Source organism: Thermococcus waiotapuensis (assembly GCF_055384795.1).
On record NZ_AP042429.1, the window covers coordinates 1,389,157 to 1,404,257 of the forward strand.

The 15,101-nt window shown below is 51.4% G+C and carries 15 protein-coding genes and 1 CRISPR repeat array; of the genes, 10 read left to right on the forward strand and 5 right to left on the reverse strand.

Going from position 1 to position 15,101, the window contains the following annotated elements:
- Window positions 1–8: 8 nt before the first annotated feature.
- Both ACZ47M_RS07645 and ACZ47M_RS07650 read left to right on the forward strand, forming a co-directional pair.
- Window positions 9–422: a NifB/NifX family molybdenum-iron cluster-binding protein gene (locus ACZ47M_RS07645; RefSeq protein ID WP_315343037.1), complete on the forward strand. Its 414-nt coding sequence runs from the start codon at window positions 9–11 to the stop codon at window positions 420–422.
- Window positions 423–424: 2 nt separating this feature from the next.
- On the forward strand, window positions 425–859 hold the full coding sequence (locus ACZ47M_RS07650) for a methyltransferase family protein (RefSeq protein WP_315343033.1): 435 nt from the start codon (window positions 425–427) through the stop codon (window positions 857–859).
- On the opposite strand, the gene ACZ47M_RS07655 is transcribed toward ACZ47M_RS07650, so the two are convergent.
- Together ACZ47M_RS07655 and ACZ47M_RS07660 are read right to left on the reverse strand one after the other, a co-directional pair.
- Window positions 856–1,593, reverse strand: coding sequence for a Rossmann-like domain-containing protein (locus ACZ47M_RS07655; protein ID WP_315343111.1), 738 nt, complete (start codon window positions 1,591–1,593; stop codon window positions 856–858). The genes ACZ47M_RS07650 and ACZ47M_RS07655 overlap by 4 nt on opposite strands.
- Before the next feature lie 5 nt (window positions 1,594–1,598).
- The gene (locus ACZ47M_RS07660; protein ID WP_315343029.1) at window positions 1,599–2,228 is read right to left on the reverse strand and encodes a class I SAM-dependent methyltransferase; all 630 of its coding nucleotides are present in this window, start codon (window positions 2,226–2,228) and stop codon (window positions 1,599–1,601) included.
- A 70-nt stretch (window positions 2,229–2,298) separates the two neighbouring features.
- Between ACZ47M_RS07660 and ACZ47M_RS07665 the strand changes: the two genes are divergently transcribed.
- From ACZ47M_RS07665 to ACZ47M_RS07675, 3 genes are read left to right on the forward strand one after another with little or no spacing between them, the layout of a single operon-like run.
- Window positions 2,299–3,258, forward strand: coding sequence for a radical SAM protein (locus ACZ47M_RS07665; protein ID WP_315343026.1), 960 nt, complete (start codon window positions 2,299–2,301; stop codon window positions 3,256–3,258).
- Window positions 3,259–3,309: 51 nt separating this feature from the next.
- Entirely contained in the window at window positions 3,310–3,864 is a 555-nt protein-coding gene (locus ACZ47M_RS07670) for a NifB/NifX family molybdenum-iron cluster-binding protein (RefSeq protein WP_315343108.1), read from the forward strand.
- A gap of 34 nt (window positions 3,865–3,898) precedes the next feature.
- Window positions 3,899–4,114 (forward strand): hypothetical protein, encoded by a 216-nt coding sequence (locus tag ACZ47M_RS07675; RefSeq protein WP_315343022.1) that lies wholly within the window; start codon window positions 3,899–3,901, stop codon window positions 4,112–4,114.
- 135 nt (window positions 4,115–4,249) lie between these two features.
- Here ACZ47M_RS07675 and ACZ47M_RS07680 read toward each other — a convergent pair whose 3' ends face one another.
- The 3 genes from ACZ47M_RS07680 to sufC all read right to left on the reverse strand — a co-directional run bounded on the left by ACZ47M_RS07680 (window position 4,250) and on the right by sufC (window position 10,406).
- Window positions 4,250–4,435 carry a hypothetical protein gene (locus ACZ47M_RS07680; protein ID WP_315343021.1) on the reverse strand — a complete coding sequence of 62 codons (186 nt, stop codon included), beginning with the start codon at window positions 4,433–4,435 and terminating at the stop codon, window positions 4,250–4,252.
- Window positions 4,436–4,608: 173 nt separating this feature from the next.
- Window positions 4,609–8,165: a CRISPR direct-repeat array (repeat unit 30 nt; unit sequence GTTGCAATAAGACTCTGAGAGAATGGAAAC).
- A 163-nt stretch (window positions 8,166–8,328) separates the two neighbouring features.
- Complete coding sequence (gene smsB / locus ACZ47M_RS07685; RefSeq protein ID WP_315343018.1) at window positions 8,329–9,669, reverse strand: SUF-like minimal system protein SmsB; 1,341 nt, start codon at window positions 9,667–9,669, stop codon at window positions 8,329–8,331.
- Window positions 9,666–10,406: a Fe-S cluster assembly ATPase SufC gene (sufC, locus tag ACZ47M_RS07690; RefSeq protein ID WP_315343016.1), complete on the reverse strand. Its 741-nt coding sequence runs from the start codon at window positions 10,404–10,406 to the stop codon at window positions 9,666–9,668. Before sufC ends, smsB begins: the two co-directional genes overlap by 4 nt.
- Before the next feature lie 122 nt (window positions 10,407–10,528).
- Between sufC and ACZ47M_RS07695 the strand changes: the two genes are divergently transcribed.
- The 5 genes from ACZ47M_RS07695 to cas7i all read left to right on the forward strand — a co-directional run bounded on the left by ACZ47M_RS07695 (window position 10,529) and on the right by cas7i (window position 15,099).
- Window positions 10,529–10,915: a NifB/NifX family molybdenum-iron cluster-binding protein gene (locus ACZ47M_RS07695; RefSeq protein WP_315343013.1), complete on the forward strand. Its 387-nt coding sequence runs from the start codon at window positions 10,529–10,531 to the stop codon at window positions 10,913–10,915.
- A gap of 27 nt (window positions 10,916–10,942) precedes the next feature.
- The gene (locus ACZ47M_RS07700) at window positions 10,943–11,755 is read left to right on the forward strand and encodes an MBL fold metallo-hydrolase (RefSeq protein ID WP_315343010.1); all 813 of its coding nucleotides are present in this window, start codon (window positions 10,943–10,945) and stop codon (window positions 11,753–11,755) included.
- Between the two features lie 98 nt (window positions 11,756–11,853).
- Window positions 11,854–12,642 (forward strand): CRISPR-associated endoribonuclease Cas6, encoded by a 789-nt coding sequence (gene cas6, locus ACZ47M_RS07705; RefSeq protein WP_315343007.1) that lies wholly within the window; start codon window positions 11,854–11,856, stop codon window positions 12,640–12,642.
- Window positions 12,611–14,023: a type I-B CRISPR-associated protein Cas8b1/Cst1 gene (gene cas8a1, locus ACZ47M_RS07710; RefSeq protein ID WP_315343005.1), complete on the forward strand. Its 1,413-nt coding sequence runs from the start codon at window positions 12,611–12,613 to the stop codon at window positions 14,021–14,023. The genes cas6 and cas8a1 overlap by 32 nt, the downstream gene beginning before the upstream one ends.
- A complete protein-coding gene (cas7i, locus tag ACZ47M_RS07715; protein ID WP_315343003.1) occupies window positions 14,020–15,099 on the forward strand; it encodes a type I-B CRISPR-associated protein Cas7/Cst2/DevR in 1,080 nt (359 codons plus the stop codon). Before cas8a1 ends, cas7i begins: the two co-directional genes overlap by 4 nt.
- The last annotated feature ends 2 nt before the right edge of the window (window positions 15,100–15,101 follow it).

A 15,101-nucleotide genomic window follows, 5' to 3' on the forward strand; every position in this document is an offset into this window, starting at 1 on the left:
GTGATAGCATGAGGTGCCTTAAAGTTGCCTTCGGAATGGAGGGCGAAGAGACGCTTACCGATGCCCACTACGGCGACTCGGAGTTCTTCGCGATCTACGAGATCTGTGAGGACGGTAGCGTTAAACTCCTGGAAAAGAGGCCGAACAAGGCCAGGGACTTTGAGGAGAAACACGACGAGGGCCACGGTGATCCGGAGAAGTTCAAAGCCGTTTTGGGCCAGCTCCTCGACGTTGACGTTTTGGCCGCCTTCAGGATGGGCCCGAACTTCCTCAGAATAAGGGACAAGACCAAAAAGGTGGCCTTCTTTACCAGGACCAGGGACCTAAGGCTCGCCCTCCAGAGGGTCTTTGAGGACTTCGAAGAGCTTTGGGAGCAGGTGCAGGAGAAGAGAACTGTTAGAAAGCCGATCGATGAGGGGTGAGCATGAGGTTCTGGGGAATTGAGCCGAAGACCGGGCTTATAGCTGGCCTCTATGCCTTCCTCGCCTTTTATCTAAACGCGAGGTTTGAGATAGGTTTATCCTCCCCGCCTCTTGGCCTTCTTCTCCTCGTTCCCGGGCTGGCTCTTTGGCTCCTCTGCTACCTCCAGGTTTCGAGGGCCCACGCGAGGGGCGAGCTCCTGACCACAGGATGCTACTCCAAGGTTAGGCATCCGATATACTCGATCTGGGGCATCCTAATCCTCCCCGGCTTCTCCCTCGTAATTGGCGGCCTCATGCTTCTCCTTCCGCTCGTTTACTGGTTATCCGTCATGGCCTTCATTGGCGAAGAGGAGAAGAGCCTTGAAGAGAGGTTCGGCGAGGGGTGGAGAAGGTACTCGGAAAGAACTGGCAGGTTTCTTCCGCTCCGAAGGAGTTAGACCTCCACCACGTACTTCCTGTTCCCCTCCTCAAACCCCTTAAAGGAGCCGAGCTTCAAGCCCAGGAGTGCCCTTTCGATGTCAACCACCCTCATGGAGGCAAGGTGCGTTACCCCGGTTCCCTTCAAGAACTCCGGCAAAAGCTGGCCCGTAGGGCCCGTGAGGACGAAGAGCCTGGCTTTTCTCGCCCTGTCGAGGAGCATGTCAATGGTTCCGTTAACCAGACAGCTCGCGCTCGCTATAACGGCGTCCATCTCAGGCAAAAGGTGGTACTCTAAAGCGTCGCTGTAAGTATCTTTGTCCCAGAGCTTGGCGTTCCTCTCAAAGACGAAGACTTTGAAGCCCCTCCTGCGGAGCTCATCAGCCAGCGGAGGCATGTTGCCTATCAAAGCCACTCTGCCGGCGTTCTCAGGCAAAAGCCCAAGCACGTCAGTCCAATCCGCGTTACTAAGGTCTATGTTGTACTGGGAGACCGCGTTGATTGCCGCCAATCCTAAAGTGCGCTCGATCACGTTCAGGCTGTCCGCTTTCCCAATGAAAACCTCAAGTGAAGGCTCGCTTATCGAGCTATTGTAGCGCTGGACTTCCTCCGGAAGGGTCATCGCAACGCCCAGGGCTTTTCCCTCTGGGCCTTCAACCAAAACCCACGTGTAGGGCAAAGCAAAGCCGAAATCGACCAGTTCAAGCCCCCCAACCAGTTTCAGGGCCTTTTTCTTTATCTTCGAGAGCAGCATAACCATCACTTCACGGCCTTTATAACCACAAAGCTCCCCTCACCGTAGCCGGGCTTAACGGGTTCGACTTTTTTTATCTCGTTCAGCCTGTGGAAGAGCGTCTGAACAATTTCAAACTCTTTGAAGCCGACCTCTCTTAGGAGCTCCAGAAGTTCCTCAGTCGAGAAGAACCTCGCGTCCCTGTAAAAAACGCTTTCCTCCCTGTGCTCCTCATAGTGCCTTCCGATCGGGCTGTTTCTATCAACAAAGCCTATTACCAAAGCCCCGCCCGGCTTCAGCACGCGGTAGGCCTCGCGCAGGGCCTTTTCAGGCTCGTCAACGAAGCAGATTGTCGTGACCATCAGAAGATAATCGAAGCTCTCATCGGAAAAGGGGAGGTTTTCGGCAACGCCTTCGATGACCTCTATGCCCTGCTTTTTAGCTACCTCTGCCATCGCTTTGGAGGGCTCGATGCCCAGCTTTATTCCGAGAGGTGCCGCAAAACGACCGGTCCCTACGCCTATCTCCGCCCCTTTACCTTCCCCCGGCAAAAGCGTCTTCACAGCCTCAAGTTCCGAGAGATAAGCGTATTTGTGCCTCTCGAACCAGCCCTCATAGCGGTCGCGGTGCTTTTCAAAGGGCTCTACCTTTGGCATTACGGCTCACCCTCTCTTCCTTCAGCCAAACGTTTATACGCTTTTAGGTTAACCTAATCGCGGTGGTGGCATGATAGCCTTTGGGCCGGTCCCTTCGAGAAGGCTCGGGAGGAGCCTCGGGGTAAACAACATCCCCGATAAGGTCTGCTCCTTCGCCTGCGTTTACTGCCAGATAGGCAGAACCCTGAGGATGGAGCTTGAGAGGAGGCCCTTTTATGAGCCGGAGCTGATCTTTGACGAGGTCAGGAAAAAGGTCGAGGAAGCCAGAAAACGGGGCGAGAGGATAGACTACGTAACCTTTGTTCCAGACGGGGAACCTACCCTCGACGCAAACCTCGGGAGAGAAGCCGAGCTGTTGAAAACGCTCGGAATCCCGCTCGCGATACTTACCAATTCATCACTCATCTGGCGCGAAGAGGTTAGGGAAGACCTTCTCAAGTTCGACTTTGTTTCCCTCAAGGTGGATGCCGTCAGCGAAGACCTCTGGAGGAAAGTGGACAGACCCCACAAAGGCCTGAACCTTGAGAGAATCCTCGAGGGGATGCTCGAGTTCAGGAAGGTCTTCGGGGGAAAAGTGGTCACCGAAACGATGCTTGTGGATGGCATAGATTATGGCGACGAGTTTGAGAGGATAGCGGACTTCTTAGCGGAGCTTGAGCCGGATATAGCCTATATAGCGACCCCCACGAGGCCCCCAGCCGAGGAGTGGGTGAGGCCAGCTAAGGAAGAGGTGATAAACCATGCCTTCCAGACCTTCGCCGGGAAGCTCGGTGAAGATCGCGTCGAGTATTTGATAGGCTACGAGGGCAACGCCTTCGCCTTCACCGGAAACGTTGAGGAGGATTTGCTGGGCATCACCTCGGTGCACCCGATGAGGGAAGAGGCCGTTGAGGAGTTTCTCAGAAAGGCAAACGCCGATTGGGGCGTTGTTGAGAGGCTTTTGGTGGAAGGAAAGCTAATAGAGCTGGAATACAACGGGAAGCGCTTTTACATGCGCAGGCTGAAGAGCAGGGGACCCGCAGTTAGGTGAACCGAAAAGTTTAAATTTTGTGCATATGCACAAAATATTGGGGTGATGAGTATGAAGATCGCGATCCCGACCAACGGTGGAGGAAGGAACGACACGGTTGCAGCTGTGTTCGCCCGTGCTCCCGCCCTATACATAGCGGAAGTGGACGAAAACGGAAACATCCTGAGCGAGAAGGTCATTCGGAATCCAGCTTCAACAGCCGGCGGGGGAGCAGGCCCGATGGTGGTTCAAACCCTCATCAACGAGGGCGTTGAAGCGGTAATAGCTCCCCAGGTTGGACCAAACGCCCTCGGTGCCATACAGGCGGCGGGCATAAGGCTCCACCAGGTCTCTCCCGGAACTCCAGTAGAAGAGGCGATAAAGGCTGTCGCCAGTGGCACGGCGGGACGGTTTGCTCCCCCAGCTGTCGCTACAACTCCCCCCACTCCAGCTCCAGCCTACGGCCCGTACCCGACCTATGGCTACGGCCCCGGGTGGGGCAGGGGCTGGGGAAGGGGACGCGGTTGGGGCAGTGGAAGAGGGATAGGTAGAAGGCTCGGCTACTGCCCATGGACAGGCCAGCCAAGCAGGAGAGTCTGGCTTTCCAGGTTCTTCGGCTGGTGGTGACTTTTCCCTCTTTTGAATTTTAGGGGGCCAAAAAATGCCGGGAAGAGGAAGGGGCTACGGCAGGGCCTTCATGAGAAACTACCCGGAGTACGGGTTCTTACTCCCCGGGGGACTTTACGGGCTGATAAACCTGGTTTTCCTTTTCCTCATCCTCTACGTGCTCTTCAAGCTCCTCCTGGTCGCCGCTGGTTACGTGATCGCACTTGCCGTTCTCTACCTCCTCTGGGTCGCACTGAGGCATGGATTATAAGGCTCCTCTCCGGCCTTTTTGGGCGTTATCAGGCTTATATGTCTTTAATTCTAAAATCTTCTGGTTAAACGGCGATTTAACCCGAAAGAGGCCTTCAAAGGATTTTGGAAGTCTTTAGTAACCTTGTGTTATTATTTAACATTTTGTTACAGGTTTTTGTGCGTTTTGTAACGAATTTTTTTCGGAGTTTTGAGCGGAGGAAGGGAAGAGCCTGGAATCCAGCCCTTCCCACAGAAATTGGAGTTTTTTGAGTTTAAAGGGTTTAAACGCCATTTTTGCCTGTTTGGGCTCTTTTCCTTCCTTTGGAAGTCCCATGCTCATAAGAGTGCACCATGGGAAAAGTCCTGCTTGTTAGCTTTGTCCGTTGGGTTTGGCTTTTTAATGGCTGGAAATCCGGTCTTTTGGGGGCTCTTTTAAGACCCCTCCACAGAAAAACTTATAAAATCCGGGGATTAATATGGTCTTGCAGGACAAACTGAGGAGAAACCCGCCCTGTTGCAATAAGACTCTGAGAGAATGGAAACGTCATAGTCAACGTTGTAAAATGACGTCACCCCATTCAGTTGCAATAAGACTCTGAGAGAATGGAAACCTGTATTTCCAGCACGTAGGAGCCCTCAGAGGGCACAGTTGCAATAAGACTCTGAGAGAATGGAAACTTGAATGAACGAGGAGTAATCAAAACAACATCCCCCGGGTTGCAATAAGACTCTGAGAGAATGGAAACTTATAACAATCAAATTTGCAACTTCAAAATACAATATGTTGCAATAAGACTCTGAGAGAATGGAAACCTTTCACAATCAAAAAATGAGAAATCAAACCACCTCCTCGTTGCAATAAGACTCTGAGAGAATGGAAACTGGTGACATCCTCTGGATTCATTGAATGATATACCATGTTGCAATAAGACTCTGAGAGAATGGAAACCTGATGCGTACGTGCTCGTCCTTATCCCAAAGATCTTAGTTGCAATAAGACTCTGAGAGAATGGAAACCTACAAGCAAAACGGGGGCGAAACGATATGAAGAGATAGTTGCAATAAGACTCTGAGAGAATGGAAACGGGTTCATGAACTCAAGTAGTATTTCGTTGTTCACTGCGTTGCAATAAGACTCTGAGAGAATGGAAACTGGTGTCTCAAATGGTTCGAGGGTTTCTCTCACGTCTCGTTGCAATAAGACTCTGAGAGAATGGAAACTTATTAGGATGAGAGATGTATTAATTTATGGTTCTGGTTGCAATAAGACTCTGAGAGAATGGAAACGATAATATCACTAACGATTCCGGGAATATCTGCTCCAGTTGCAATAAGACTCTGAGAGAATGGAAACTGCGTCTGTAGCTCGGTAGTAATAGTATGTGGCGTTGTCGTTGCAATAAGACTCTGAGAGAATGGAAACCCAGTTTCAGGGATACTGCACATAACTCCTTGGTAGTTTGTTGCAATAAGACTCTGAGAGAATGGAAACTAAGGGCCCTCAACTCTAGCGTGGGTGCGTAAATAAGCGTTGCAATAAGACTCTGAGAGAATGGAAACATACTCCAGAGGACTGCCTCCCTCGTCTCATCGTCGTTGCAATAAGACTCTGAGAGAATGGAAACAGAAAGGTTGAATCGGTAGGATAGGTTGAAAAGGTTGAGTTGCAATAAGACTCTGAGAGAATGGAAACGCGGGAGTGAGTTCTTGACAAGGAAGGGGTTGATTTTGTTGCAATAAGACTCTGAGAGAATGGAAACTACAAACACCAACACAAAACACCACAAACCCAAACCCTTGTTGCAATAAGACTCTGAGAGAATGGAAACAGAAAAGGTGATATGAATGGAACAGAAATGGTTTATGTTGCAATAAGACTCTGAGAGAATGGAAACTGGGTAAAGATAGTGAAGTCAAAGCAGGGCAATATAGTTGCAATAAGACTCTGAGAGAATGGAAACGAACAGAAAAAATCCACTTGTTCAACACCTTCTGTATTGTTGCAATAAGACTCTGAGAGAATGGAAACCGAGTGTTGTGTGTTGAGTCTTTTGCGAGTGTGCTGAGTGAGTTGCAATAAGACTCTGAGAGAATGGAAACTGTCACACTCAAACGGCTTGGCCTCCTCGTAGAACTGTTGCAATAAGACTCTGAGAGAATGGAAACTACCACTCGGCGACCAATCCTTCACATAAAACCTAACCGTTGCAATAAGACTCTGGGAGAATGGAAACATCAAATAGCTTATTCAAATCCGGAACCCAATTAGTGTTGCAATAAGACTCTGGGAGAATGGAAACCCCTGCAGGGCCGGGACCCCATCACGCTCCCCACTAGGTTGCAATAAGACTCTGGGAGAATGGAAACGAAGTTGGCTCGTCACTGAGGAAAGCTCCCTGTACTTCTCATGTTGCAATAAGACTCTGGGAGAATGGAAACTGAAATCATGGCTAACGTATACTGTGAAGTATCGTTTTGTTGCAATAAGACTCTGGGAGAATGGAAACACAAACTCAGTCCCTAAAACAACCCAGTTTAACATTAAGTTGCAATAAGACTCTGGGAGAATGGAAACGGTTCAGATAATGCTTATGACTTAGGTTCGAGTAGTTAGTTGCAATAAGACTCTGGGAGAATGGAAACGTATGGAGGTATTGAGCAGGCTGTTGGATGGCACCAGGTTGCAATAAGACTCTGGGAGAATGGAAACGCTGATGGTTATCAGCTTGTCAATCTCGATGTTCTGGTGTTGCAATAAGACTCTGGGAGAATGGAAACTGCAGTAACGCTTAAGCCCAGACGCTTGCCAACTGGCTGTTGCAATAAGACTCTGGGAGAATGGAAACTGCTTCTTCAGGGTTCAGGGGTTTCTCTACGGTTATGGTTGCAATAAGACTCTGGGAGAATGGAAACACTACAAGAGGATACTGGAGCGAGCGGCTTAGAGACTTCGTTGCAATAAGACTCTGGGAGAATGGAAACCCCCCACAATTAATTAATAAATCCAACATAAAAACCTGTTGCAATAAGACTCTGGGAGAATGGAAACACTCTCACGTCTATCTGATTTATGTTTAATCCATATGACTGTTGCAATAAGACTCTGGGAGAATGGAAACTGGAATATTGGCATAACGCCCCAAACAATACCAATCCTCTGGTTGCAATAAGACTCTGGGAGAATGGAAACATCGGATATAGGGTTCATAGCCCCCTGGGAGTTAAGGGTTGCAATAAGACTCTGGGAGAATGGAAACATGTATCATCATACAGTATGATGCTTAAGGGGTATATGTTGCAATAAGACTCTGGGAGAATGGAAACTATCGTCGCAGCTATCACGACTGTAATAATCGCTATCGGTTGCAATAAGACTCTGGGAGAATGGAAACCATTTGTGGTATGATGTGTTGGAGGTTAATGTTTGGGAGTTGCAATAAGACTCTGGGAGAATGGAAACACCATCACGTAAGCACCACGCTTGACATACTTATTCATGTTGCAATAAGACTCTGAGAGAATGGAAACGCACATCCATGCTCCAGCCAACGTCCCCGTTCCCGTGAGTTGCAATAAGACTCTGAGAGAATGGAAACGTGCTCGCAACAACATCCAAACCAAAATCCTCTAAATGTTGCAATAAGACTCTGAGAGAATGGAAACTGAATCTGCTACTGCTACTTTCTGAAGCAGCACAAAGTTGCAATAAGACTCTGAGAGAATGGAAACATACACCCTCATCACAATCAACCCCCTAAAAACTTAAGAAGTTGCAATAAGACTCTGGGAGAATGGAAACTTCAAGACGCTGATGACGTTGCGGAAACTGTTTGGGTTCGTTGCAATAAGACTCTGGGAGAATGGAAACTTCAAGACGCTGATGACGTTGCGGAAACTGTTTGGGTTCGTTGCAATAAGACTCTGGGAGAATGGAAACATTCTTCCAGACCATGCTGTCAAGGATGTCGCTTCCGGGTTGCAATAAGACTCTGAGAGAATGGAAACGAACTCGCATAGGGCACTATACATCACGTTGGCTCGTTGCAATAAGACTCTGGGAGAATGGAAACCTAGGACTCCTGATAAACTTCTCGATGACCTCCCTGACCGTTGCAATAACACTCTGGGAAAATAAGAACACAGTTCTAACCTGGCTTTGATGGGAGTCCTGGTAAACTTCGAGGGAGTGTGGGGGACGGAACGTCCCCCAGTTACACAAAAATCACCGGGGGCTCACATGCCCCCGCTCACCGCCAGCTCTATTATCCTCCTTATCTCCACGAGGAACTCCATCGGGATGTCCTTGAGCATCGGCTCGAGGAAGCCCCTGACGATGAGCTGGGTCGCCTTCTCCTCGCTCAGGCCGCGGCTCATCAGATAGAACAGCTCCTCCTCGCGTATCTTTCCTATCGCAGCTTCGTGGCTGAGCTCTGCATCGTCAACCCTGCTGACCAGCCCTGGATAGGTCTCCATAACCGCCCTGTCGCTCATGAGCAGGGCGTCACAGCTTATGTGGCCCTTAGTCTTCGGGGCTTCAGCCTTTATGACTCCCCTTGTTATTACCCTGCTCTCGTTCATTATAACTGCCTTGCTCGCGTTTATTCCCGCCGCACCTTTTCCCTGGAGGTACATCTCTCCACCGAGGTCAACGTACCAGTCCTTCTGGCCGAGGAGGATGCCGTTCAGCTCAACGTAGCCGTTTTCATCCACCCAGTACTTCGGATTAGCCACGTTGCTCTTGCCGCTCCCCAGGCCGACGGTGGTGTTTATGAAGCGCGCGCCCTTCCCTATCTTCGCCCTCGTCATGGGCCTCGTGTGCACGTATTCGGGCCAGTTCTGCAAAACCGTCAGCTGGGCCCTTGCCCCATCCTGGAGGTAGGCCTCCGTCATGTCGAGGTGGAGGGAGTGCCTCACGAGTATCGGAGCCGTGCAACCCTCTATAAGGTGGAACTCACTGTTTTTCTCGGCGATAATGATTATGTGCGGCGCCTGCGCCAGGGCGCTCTCCTGGATGAGGAAGAACAGGTGGAGCGGGAAGGGGACCTTTAGGCCTTCTCTGACGTAGAGGAAGATTCCGCCGTTCCAAACCGCTGTATGGTAAGCCGTCAGCTTGCTCTCATCGGCACGGAAGAGCCTGAGGAAGTGTTCCTTCACTATATCGGGGTACTTCCTTACCGCCTCCTCCGTCGGGAGGACGATAAGGCCCTTCTTCGCCCACTCCTGGAGGAACTGGTTGTAAATAACGCCGGTATCAGTCTGAACGGCCAAACCGGCGATGTACTTCTGCTCGACCTCATTGATGCCGAGCCTATCAAGTAGAGCTTTCATCTCGGGCGGGAGGTCATCGAGGCTCTCGACCTTTTCAGGGAGTCCCTCTATCTCGGGTTTGGCTATGAAGTGGAGTAACTCCTCCTCGCTTATGACGGGATCCCTGTGGGGCGCCCTCTCAAAGGCCTCCAAGGCATTGTAGCGAATCCTCGTCATCCACTCTGGCTCTTTGTTCCTTTTAGCGAGTTCTTCAATCTGGTTCTCAATTATAGACTTGGCATCCCTTAGAGTTATCGTCTCGCTCATGCTCCCACCTCCTCAAAGAGCCTGGCGAACCCTTCTTTGTCAATCCTGTCGACGAGCTCACCGCTTCCCGTCTTCACTATCCTGCCGTCCTTCATGACGTGGACGGTTAGCTGTTCCCTGTTGAGGTGGCCGAGGATCCTGCCGTAGTGGGTGATCAGCAGTATCGCCGTCCCCCTTTTGTGGAGCTCCTCTATCTTCGTGCTGATTATGCTGAGCGAGTCAACATCGACACCGCTGTCCGGCTCGTCGAGGATAAGGAGTTTGGGCTCAATGAGTAAAGCCTGAAGAAGCTCAAGCCTCTTTCTCTCGCCACCGGAGAAGCCAACGTTGACGTAGCGGTGTAAATCCTCCTCCCTGAACCAGAGCTCACTCGCTTTCTCCACCACAAGGTCGTAGGCCTCGACCGGATCCATTCCCTTAAGCTCCACCAGGACCTGCTGGAGGAACTCGATTATCTTAACCCCCTCGACCTCGGGGGGAACCTGGAAGGCGAGCAGAATCCCCTTTCTGGCCCTCTCGTCCGGGCTAAACTCGTGAATCTCCTCACCCTCGAAGGTTATCCTTCCATCGGTGACCCTGTACTTCGGATGTCCCGCTATCGTCAAGGCCAGGGTAGATTTTCCCGAGCCGTTGGGCCCCATAACGACGTGGAACTCCCCCGGGTTTATAGTTAGGTCAACGCCCTTCAGTATCTCCCTGCCCTCGACTGAGACGTGAAGGTTCTCAACTTTGAGCATTGGCTCACCCCCATGGGTAGCGTCGATGGGACGTTTTTTAAGCATTTTGGAACAAACATGGGTAATGTGCATACGCACAAACCTTTTAACTTAGGCTCCCCTAATTAGGTGGGGGTGATAAGATGAGGATAATCGTACCGACGGTTAAGGGGGGCCTCGATGACAGGGTAAACCCATCTTTTGGGAGGACTCCAACCTTTACGATAGTCGATGTCGAGAACGGAGAGGTAGTGAACGTCCAGGCTGTCTCGAACCCGGGATACTCACAGCCAGGGGGCGCGGGAGTTGCAGCTGCGCAGTTCGTCATCGACCAGGGGGCTGATGTTGTTATAGCGGGCCAGTTCGGGCCAAACTCCTACGGTGCCCTGCAGGCGGCAGGGATAAGAATGTTCTCCGCGCCGGCAAGCATGACAGTCCGCGAGGCCGTTGAAGCCTTCCTCCGCGGAGAGCTTTCAGTGGTTACGGGCCCCGAAGGTGGCGACATGGGTCACGGAAGGGGCGGCTGGTGAGCTCTCATTTTCCTCCTGGTGGTGCGCATGAAGCTCACCGTCCTCTTCGAGAATCACGCCGGTTACAGAAGGGGCCTCCTCGGCTACCACGGGTTTTCAGTCCTTGTCGAGCACAACGGGAGAAAAGTCCTGGTGGATACTGGAACAGAGGGGGAAGTTCTCCTCAGGAACATGGAGGCCCTTGGGGTTTCCCCCGAAGAGATAGACGCGCTCTTCGTAACCCACGGCCACTACGACCACACTGGAGGCATAAGAGCCTTTCTCGAAGCCCGGGGTAGCGGGATTGACGTTTACGCACATCCGGGCATCTTCCAGAGGAGAGTAGCGCTTAAGCCGGAGCTCAGGGAGATAGGGATTCCCTTCACGAGGGGGGAGCTTGAAAGCCTTGGAGCCAACTTTCACCTGAGCCCGGAACCTCTGGAGTTTTTACCCGGCTTTCTGAGCTCTGGCGAGATAGAGAGGAGGCACTGGGACAGGGCCGTCGGCTACCTCATGGAGGACGGTGAATACATCCAAGATCCGGTGAGGGATGACATGGCCCTCATCGTGGACCTGGGAGATGGGGTTGCCGTGATAACGGGCTGCGGCCACAGCGGGATCATCAACATAGCTGAGCATGCCGTAAGACTTGCTAGAAAGCCGATAAAGGCCCTAATCGGGGGCTTCCACCTAAGGGGAGCCAAACAGGAGATGCTAAAAGAAGCCGTGGCCAGGCTGAAGGCCCTCGGAGTGGAGAAACTCTACGCCGGCCACTGCACCGGGATTGAGGAGTACGCATACTTAAAAGCAAACTTTGGTTGGGCCGAATCACTTCATGTTGGAAAGATCATTACTTTGTAGGATTTTTTGTTTTCCCGATTGCTGTTCAGGCTGGCCTGACGCAACGCTTAAATAGTCCGAGAGAATATACCAAAGTATAACGTTTAGGGGAATGGGCCATGCGCTTCCTCATCAAACTTATCCCCGAGCGGGAGGAATTTCGCGTCCCTTACAATCACCAGCACCACATACAGGGCCTTGTTTATCGGAGGATTCAGCGGATGGATCCAGACCTCAGCTTAAGGCTCCACCAGCCCAAGGCCCCAAAGCTCTTTACCTATTCCCTTTTCATGGCCGAGGAGCGAAAATTCGAGAAGGAAAAGCCCTACTTCATCGGTAAGGGCCATGGCTTTTTCTATTTTTCCACCGCTGTCCCCGAGATAGCTGAAGCTTTCATCCGGGGGCTCCTTGAAAACCCGGAAGTGGAGCTCTGGGGGGAGCGCTTCACGGTCAAGGAAGTCAGGGCCCTTTACGAGCCAGAAAGGCTAAGCGGCAGGAAGTTCGTCACGCTTTCACCTGTGGTGGTCTCGACGACGAGACAAATCCTTGGGAAGCCAAGGAGCTACGACCTGACCCCAACGGACCCCGAGTTCTATGAGCACATCAGGGAGAACCTTATCGAGAAGTACACCGCCTTAACGGGGAGGCCGCCCGAGGGAGGTGAAGTGGGAATAGACGTCCTCCTCGCCAAGCCAAAGCGCTTTGAGGTAAAGCCCGGGATCTTCCAGAGGGCCTGGCACCTGGTCTTCCGCGCGAGGGGCGACGAGGGCCTTCTCAGGGTGGGTTACTTAGCCGGCTTCGGGGAGAAGAACTCGATAGGTTTTGGAATGGTGAAAGTGGATGAGGTGAAGAGGAGGAAGAGAAAGAGGCAGGGAGGTGAAAGAAATCGGGAAAGTAAGGACGATTGAAGAATACTCACCGCCGTTTGTTTGGACCGGACATCCGTTCACCGATGCAGGATTGGTTGCGTTGCTTCTTCTCAGCGGTAAGGGAAAGCCAGATGAACTCACGGAGAAGGACGTTGAGAATGCAGTCGAGTTCGCCTCTAAGCTATATGCTCGAAAGGAGTGGAGTTATGGGTACATACATGCCATGATGCTCCCAAACAGCGGAATCTTAATGGCCAATCCCAGTATGTCCAAGAAGCGCACTCCAGAAGAGATAAAGAAAAATCTGCTTACCCTGCTCTCGGAGGAAGAAGACCCAAACGCCCCAGTGTGTGAAATCTGTGGGAGGAAACATTCCCGCCTGAAACCGGTTTATAGGTCGGACTTCCCCTTAGTCGGAACGGGAGGTGTTCCAAACTACTTTCCATCTGGCAGAGACGGTGCTAACATCTGTTCTCACTGTCTCTTCCTCGCCCAGATGATGCCCCTCGCGGCATACCGCCTCTCAAGGGTTCTGATAATTCACGCCTATCCCTACGAACTCATGCTTGAGTTCCACAAGGAGGCAATAGATGACGTGAAAAAGAGCGAGCTCGCTTCAGTCGCTAGAGACTTTAAAAGACCTGAAAACTTCCTCTTCAAGAAACTCGGTGAAATCGGCAGGAAACTCGAGGCAGGCAAACTAAGCGGGGCTTCGATAACGCTCTACTACTTCGTCAACAACAATCAAGGGCAGGAGATAGACGTTATTTACATTCCAAACCCCATCTTAAGGTTCGTTGCTCTAGCAAGTCAGTATGATTCAGCCGGATGGGCAAGGATAGTCTCAATGGGATGGAACAGGGGCTGTGCAAAGAGGCTTGCCAAAAAACCGGAGGAAATTGAAAAGAGCTGTCAAAATGACGTCTACCATAGACTTCTGGACGGGGAGAGTGTATTGCACTACTTCATAGACCCCCACAGCAGGCGGACCAACTCAAGCTGGAGGCTTCTCTCATTTTACTGCTCGGAGGTGTTGGGTTTGGATGAGAACGCTCTGGAGTTTGTTAAAAGGGTTGCTGACAGGATTGTAGAGACGGTAGAAAAACTGCCTGACAACAAGCTCTCAAGGCGCATCAGGGAGCTTGAGAGGGCGGAAAAGCTTTACCAGTTCGAGGGTTTCTTTATCAGGATTGAAAAAGACAGGCAGGAGCTGGGGATACCTGGGGCCCTGATGAGCTTCGACGACTTCGCACGGATTCTCACGAACTACGGCGAGGATCTAAACGTCTCCTGGAAAACTGTCAAGAACCTGCTCCTCTTCCGCATCTACGAAAAGCTCCATGACAGGCTGATGAAGGCCTCCCCGGAGGAGGCTGAGGAAGAGGAGGTTGAAGAAGAATTTGAGGAGGGTGAAGAATGAGGTTTGCAACGGGTCTGGTTTTGATAGATGCTCCGCATTCTGCCCTGAACATGCTTGGCATAGACGAAAGCCTTGCTGACAGGAATGTTACGAGGGTTAAGACCTTCAGGCGCGGTGGGAAGTACTACCCATACGTCTCACCCCAGGCCTGGCGCTACTGGTGGCGCTCCACGCTGAAAGAGCACTTTAGCTGGGAGCTTTCCCCGCTCTACCGCGAGCAGAAGCAGGTCTTCACGGCCGCAAACCCCCTCAAGTACCCCGATGATGACGTCTTCGGTTACATGAGGGCCTTCAAGAAAGGGAATATCAACGTTACCGTCACGAGAGTTTCACCCCTGAAAAACACTCCCCTGATCTCAGTTTTGCCGGACAGAAACTCCCTGACGGTGGATGAGGGCTACGCCTCCAGACATGAGGGCGATCCTGTCCCCTACAGTCAGGAGTTCTACTCCACGGTCTTTAAGGGGGCTTTCTCTCTCGACCTCGATGCGGTTGGGAGATTCACGACAATAAGCAAGGCGGGCTTTAAGAACCTGCTGACATGGGAGGATGTTCCGAAGGACAAGACCAAGGGAGGGGCCGAAGAAATCGTGAAAGAAATCAAAGAGATTGAAAAACTTGCGGAAGAACTTGGAGTTGAGAAGAGCGAAAAGGAATGGACAATGCCATCATCCATCAGGAAGAAGCGCGCAACCGAGACAATAAAAGTCCTCCGTTTCCTCACCGGCGGAGCGAAGCAGACGCAGTATCATACAGACGTAACCCCTAAGTTCATTTTCCTGCTCAACGTCGACGCAGGGATAAACCCCTTCATAAGTGACATCGTTTTCGAGGAGAACGGTGAAGTTATGTTTGACGCGGAGGCACTTGCAAAGAGACTCAAAGACCTCAAAGAGGTCATCCCTGGGGATGCGAAACTGTACATCGGGTATGACGATGGCTTCATCAAGTCCCTCGGCTGGGATGTAAACCACATCGAAGAGAGGCTCAAGGCCAGCGGACTGGATATCGCTAAGGGCAGTGTCAAAGACGCCATCGAAGGGTTCGTGAAGGAAATCGAAGCCTACTACAGGTGAGC

Coding starts and splice junctions, on each gene's coding strand:
- ACZ47M_RS07670 (WP_315343108.1), top strand. CDS start 3,310: ATGAAGATCGCGATCCCGACCAACGGTGGAGGAAGGAACGACACGGTT.
- ACZ47M_RS07645 (WP_315343037.1), top strand. CDS start 9: ATGAGGTGCCTTAAAGTTGCCTTCGGAATGGAGGGCGAAGAGACGCTT.
- ACZ47M_RS07700 (WP_315343010.1), top strand. CDS start 10,943: ATGAAGCTCACCGTCCTCTTCGAGAATCACGCCGGTTACAGAAGGGGC.
- ACZ47M_RS07665 (WP_315343026.1), top strand. CDS start 2,299: ATGATAGCCTTTGGGCCGGTCCCTTCGAGAAGGCTCGGGAGGAGCCTC.
- ACZ47M_RS07675 (WP_315343022.1), top strand. CDS start 3,899: ATGCCGGGAAGAGGAAGGGGCTACGGCAGGGCCTTCATGAGAAACTAC.
- ACZ47M_RS07695 (WP_315343013.1), top strand. CDS start 10,529: ATGAGGATAATCGTACCGACGGTTAAGGGGGGCCTCGATGACAGGGTA.
- smsB (WP_315343018.1), bottom strand. CDS start 9,669: ATGAGCGAGACGATAACTCTAAGGGATGCCAAGTCTATAATTGAGAAC.
- sufC (WP_315343016.1), bottom strand. CDS start 10,406: ATGCTCAAAGTTGAGAACCTTCACGTCTCAGTCGAGGGCAGGGAGATA.
- ACZ47M_RS07655 (WP_315343111.1), bottom strand. CDS start 1,593: ATGCTGCTCTCGAAGATAAAGAAAAAGGCCCTGAAACTGGTTGGGGGG.
- ACZ47M_RS07660 (WP_315343029.1), bottom strand. CDS start 2,228: ATGCCAAAGGTAGAGCCCTTTGAAAAGCACCGCGACCGCTATGAGGGC.
- ACZ47M_RS07650 (WP_315343033.1), top strand. CDS start 425: ATGAGGTTCTGGGGAATTGAGCCGAAGACCGGGCTTATAGCTGGCCTC.
- cas6 (WP_315343007.1), top strand. CDS start 11,854: ATGCGCTTCCTCATCAAACTTATCCCCGAGCGGGAGGAATTTCGCGTC.
- cas7i (WP_315343003.1), top strand. CDS start 14,020: ATGAGGTTTGCAACGGGTCTGGTTTTGATAGATGCTCCGCATTCTGCC.
- ACZ47M_RS07680 (WP_315343021.1), bottom strand. CDS start 4,435: ATGAGCATGGGACTTCCAAAGGAAGGAAAAGAGCCCAAACAGGCAAAA.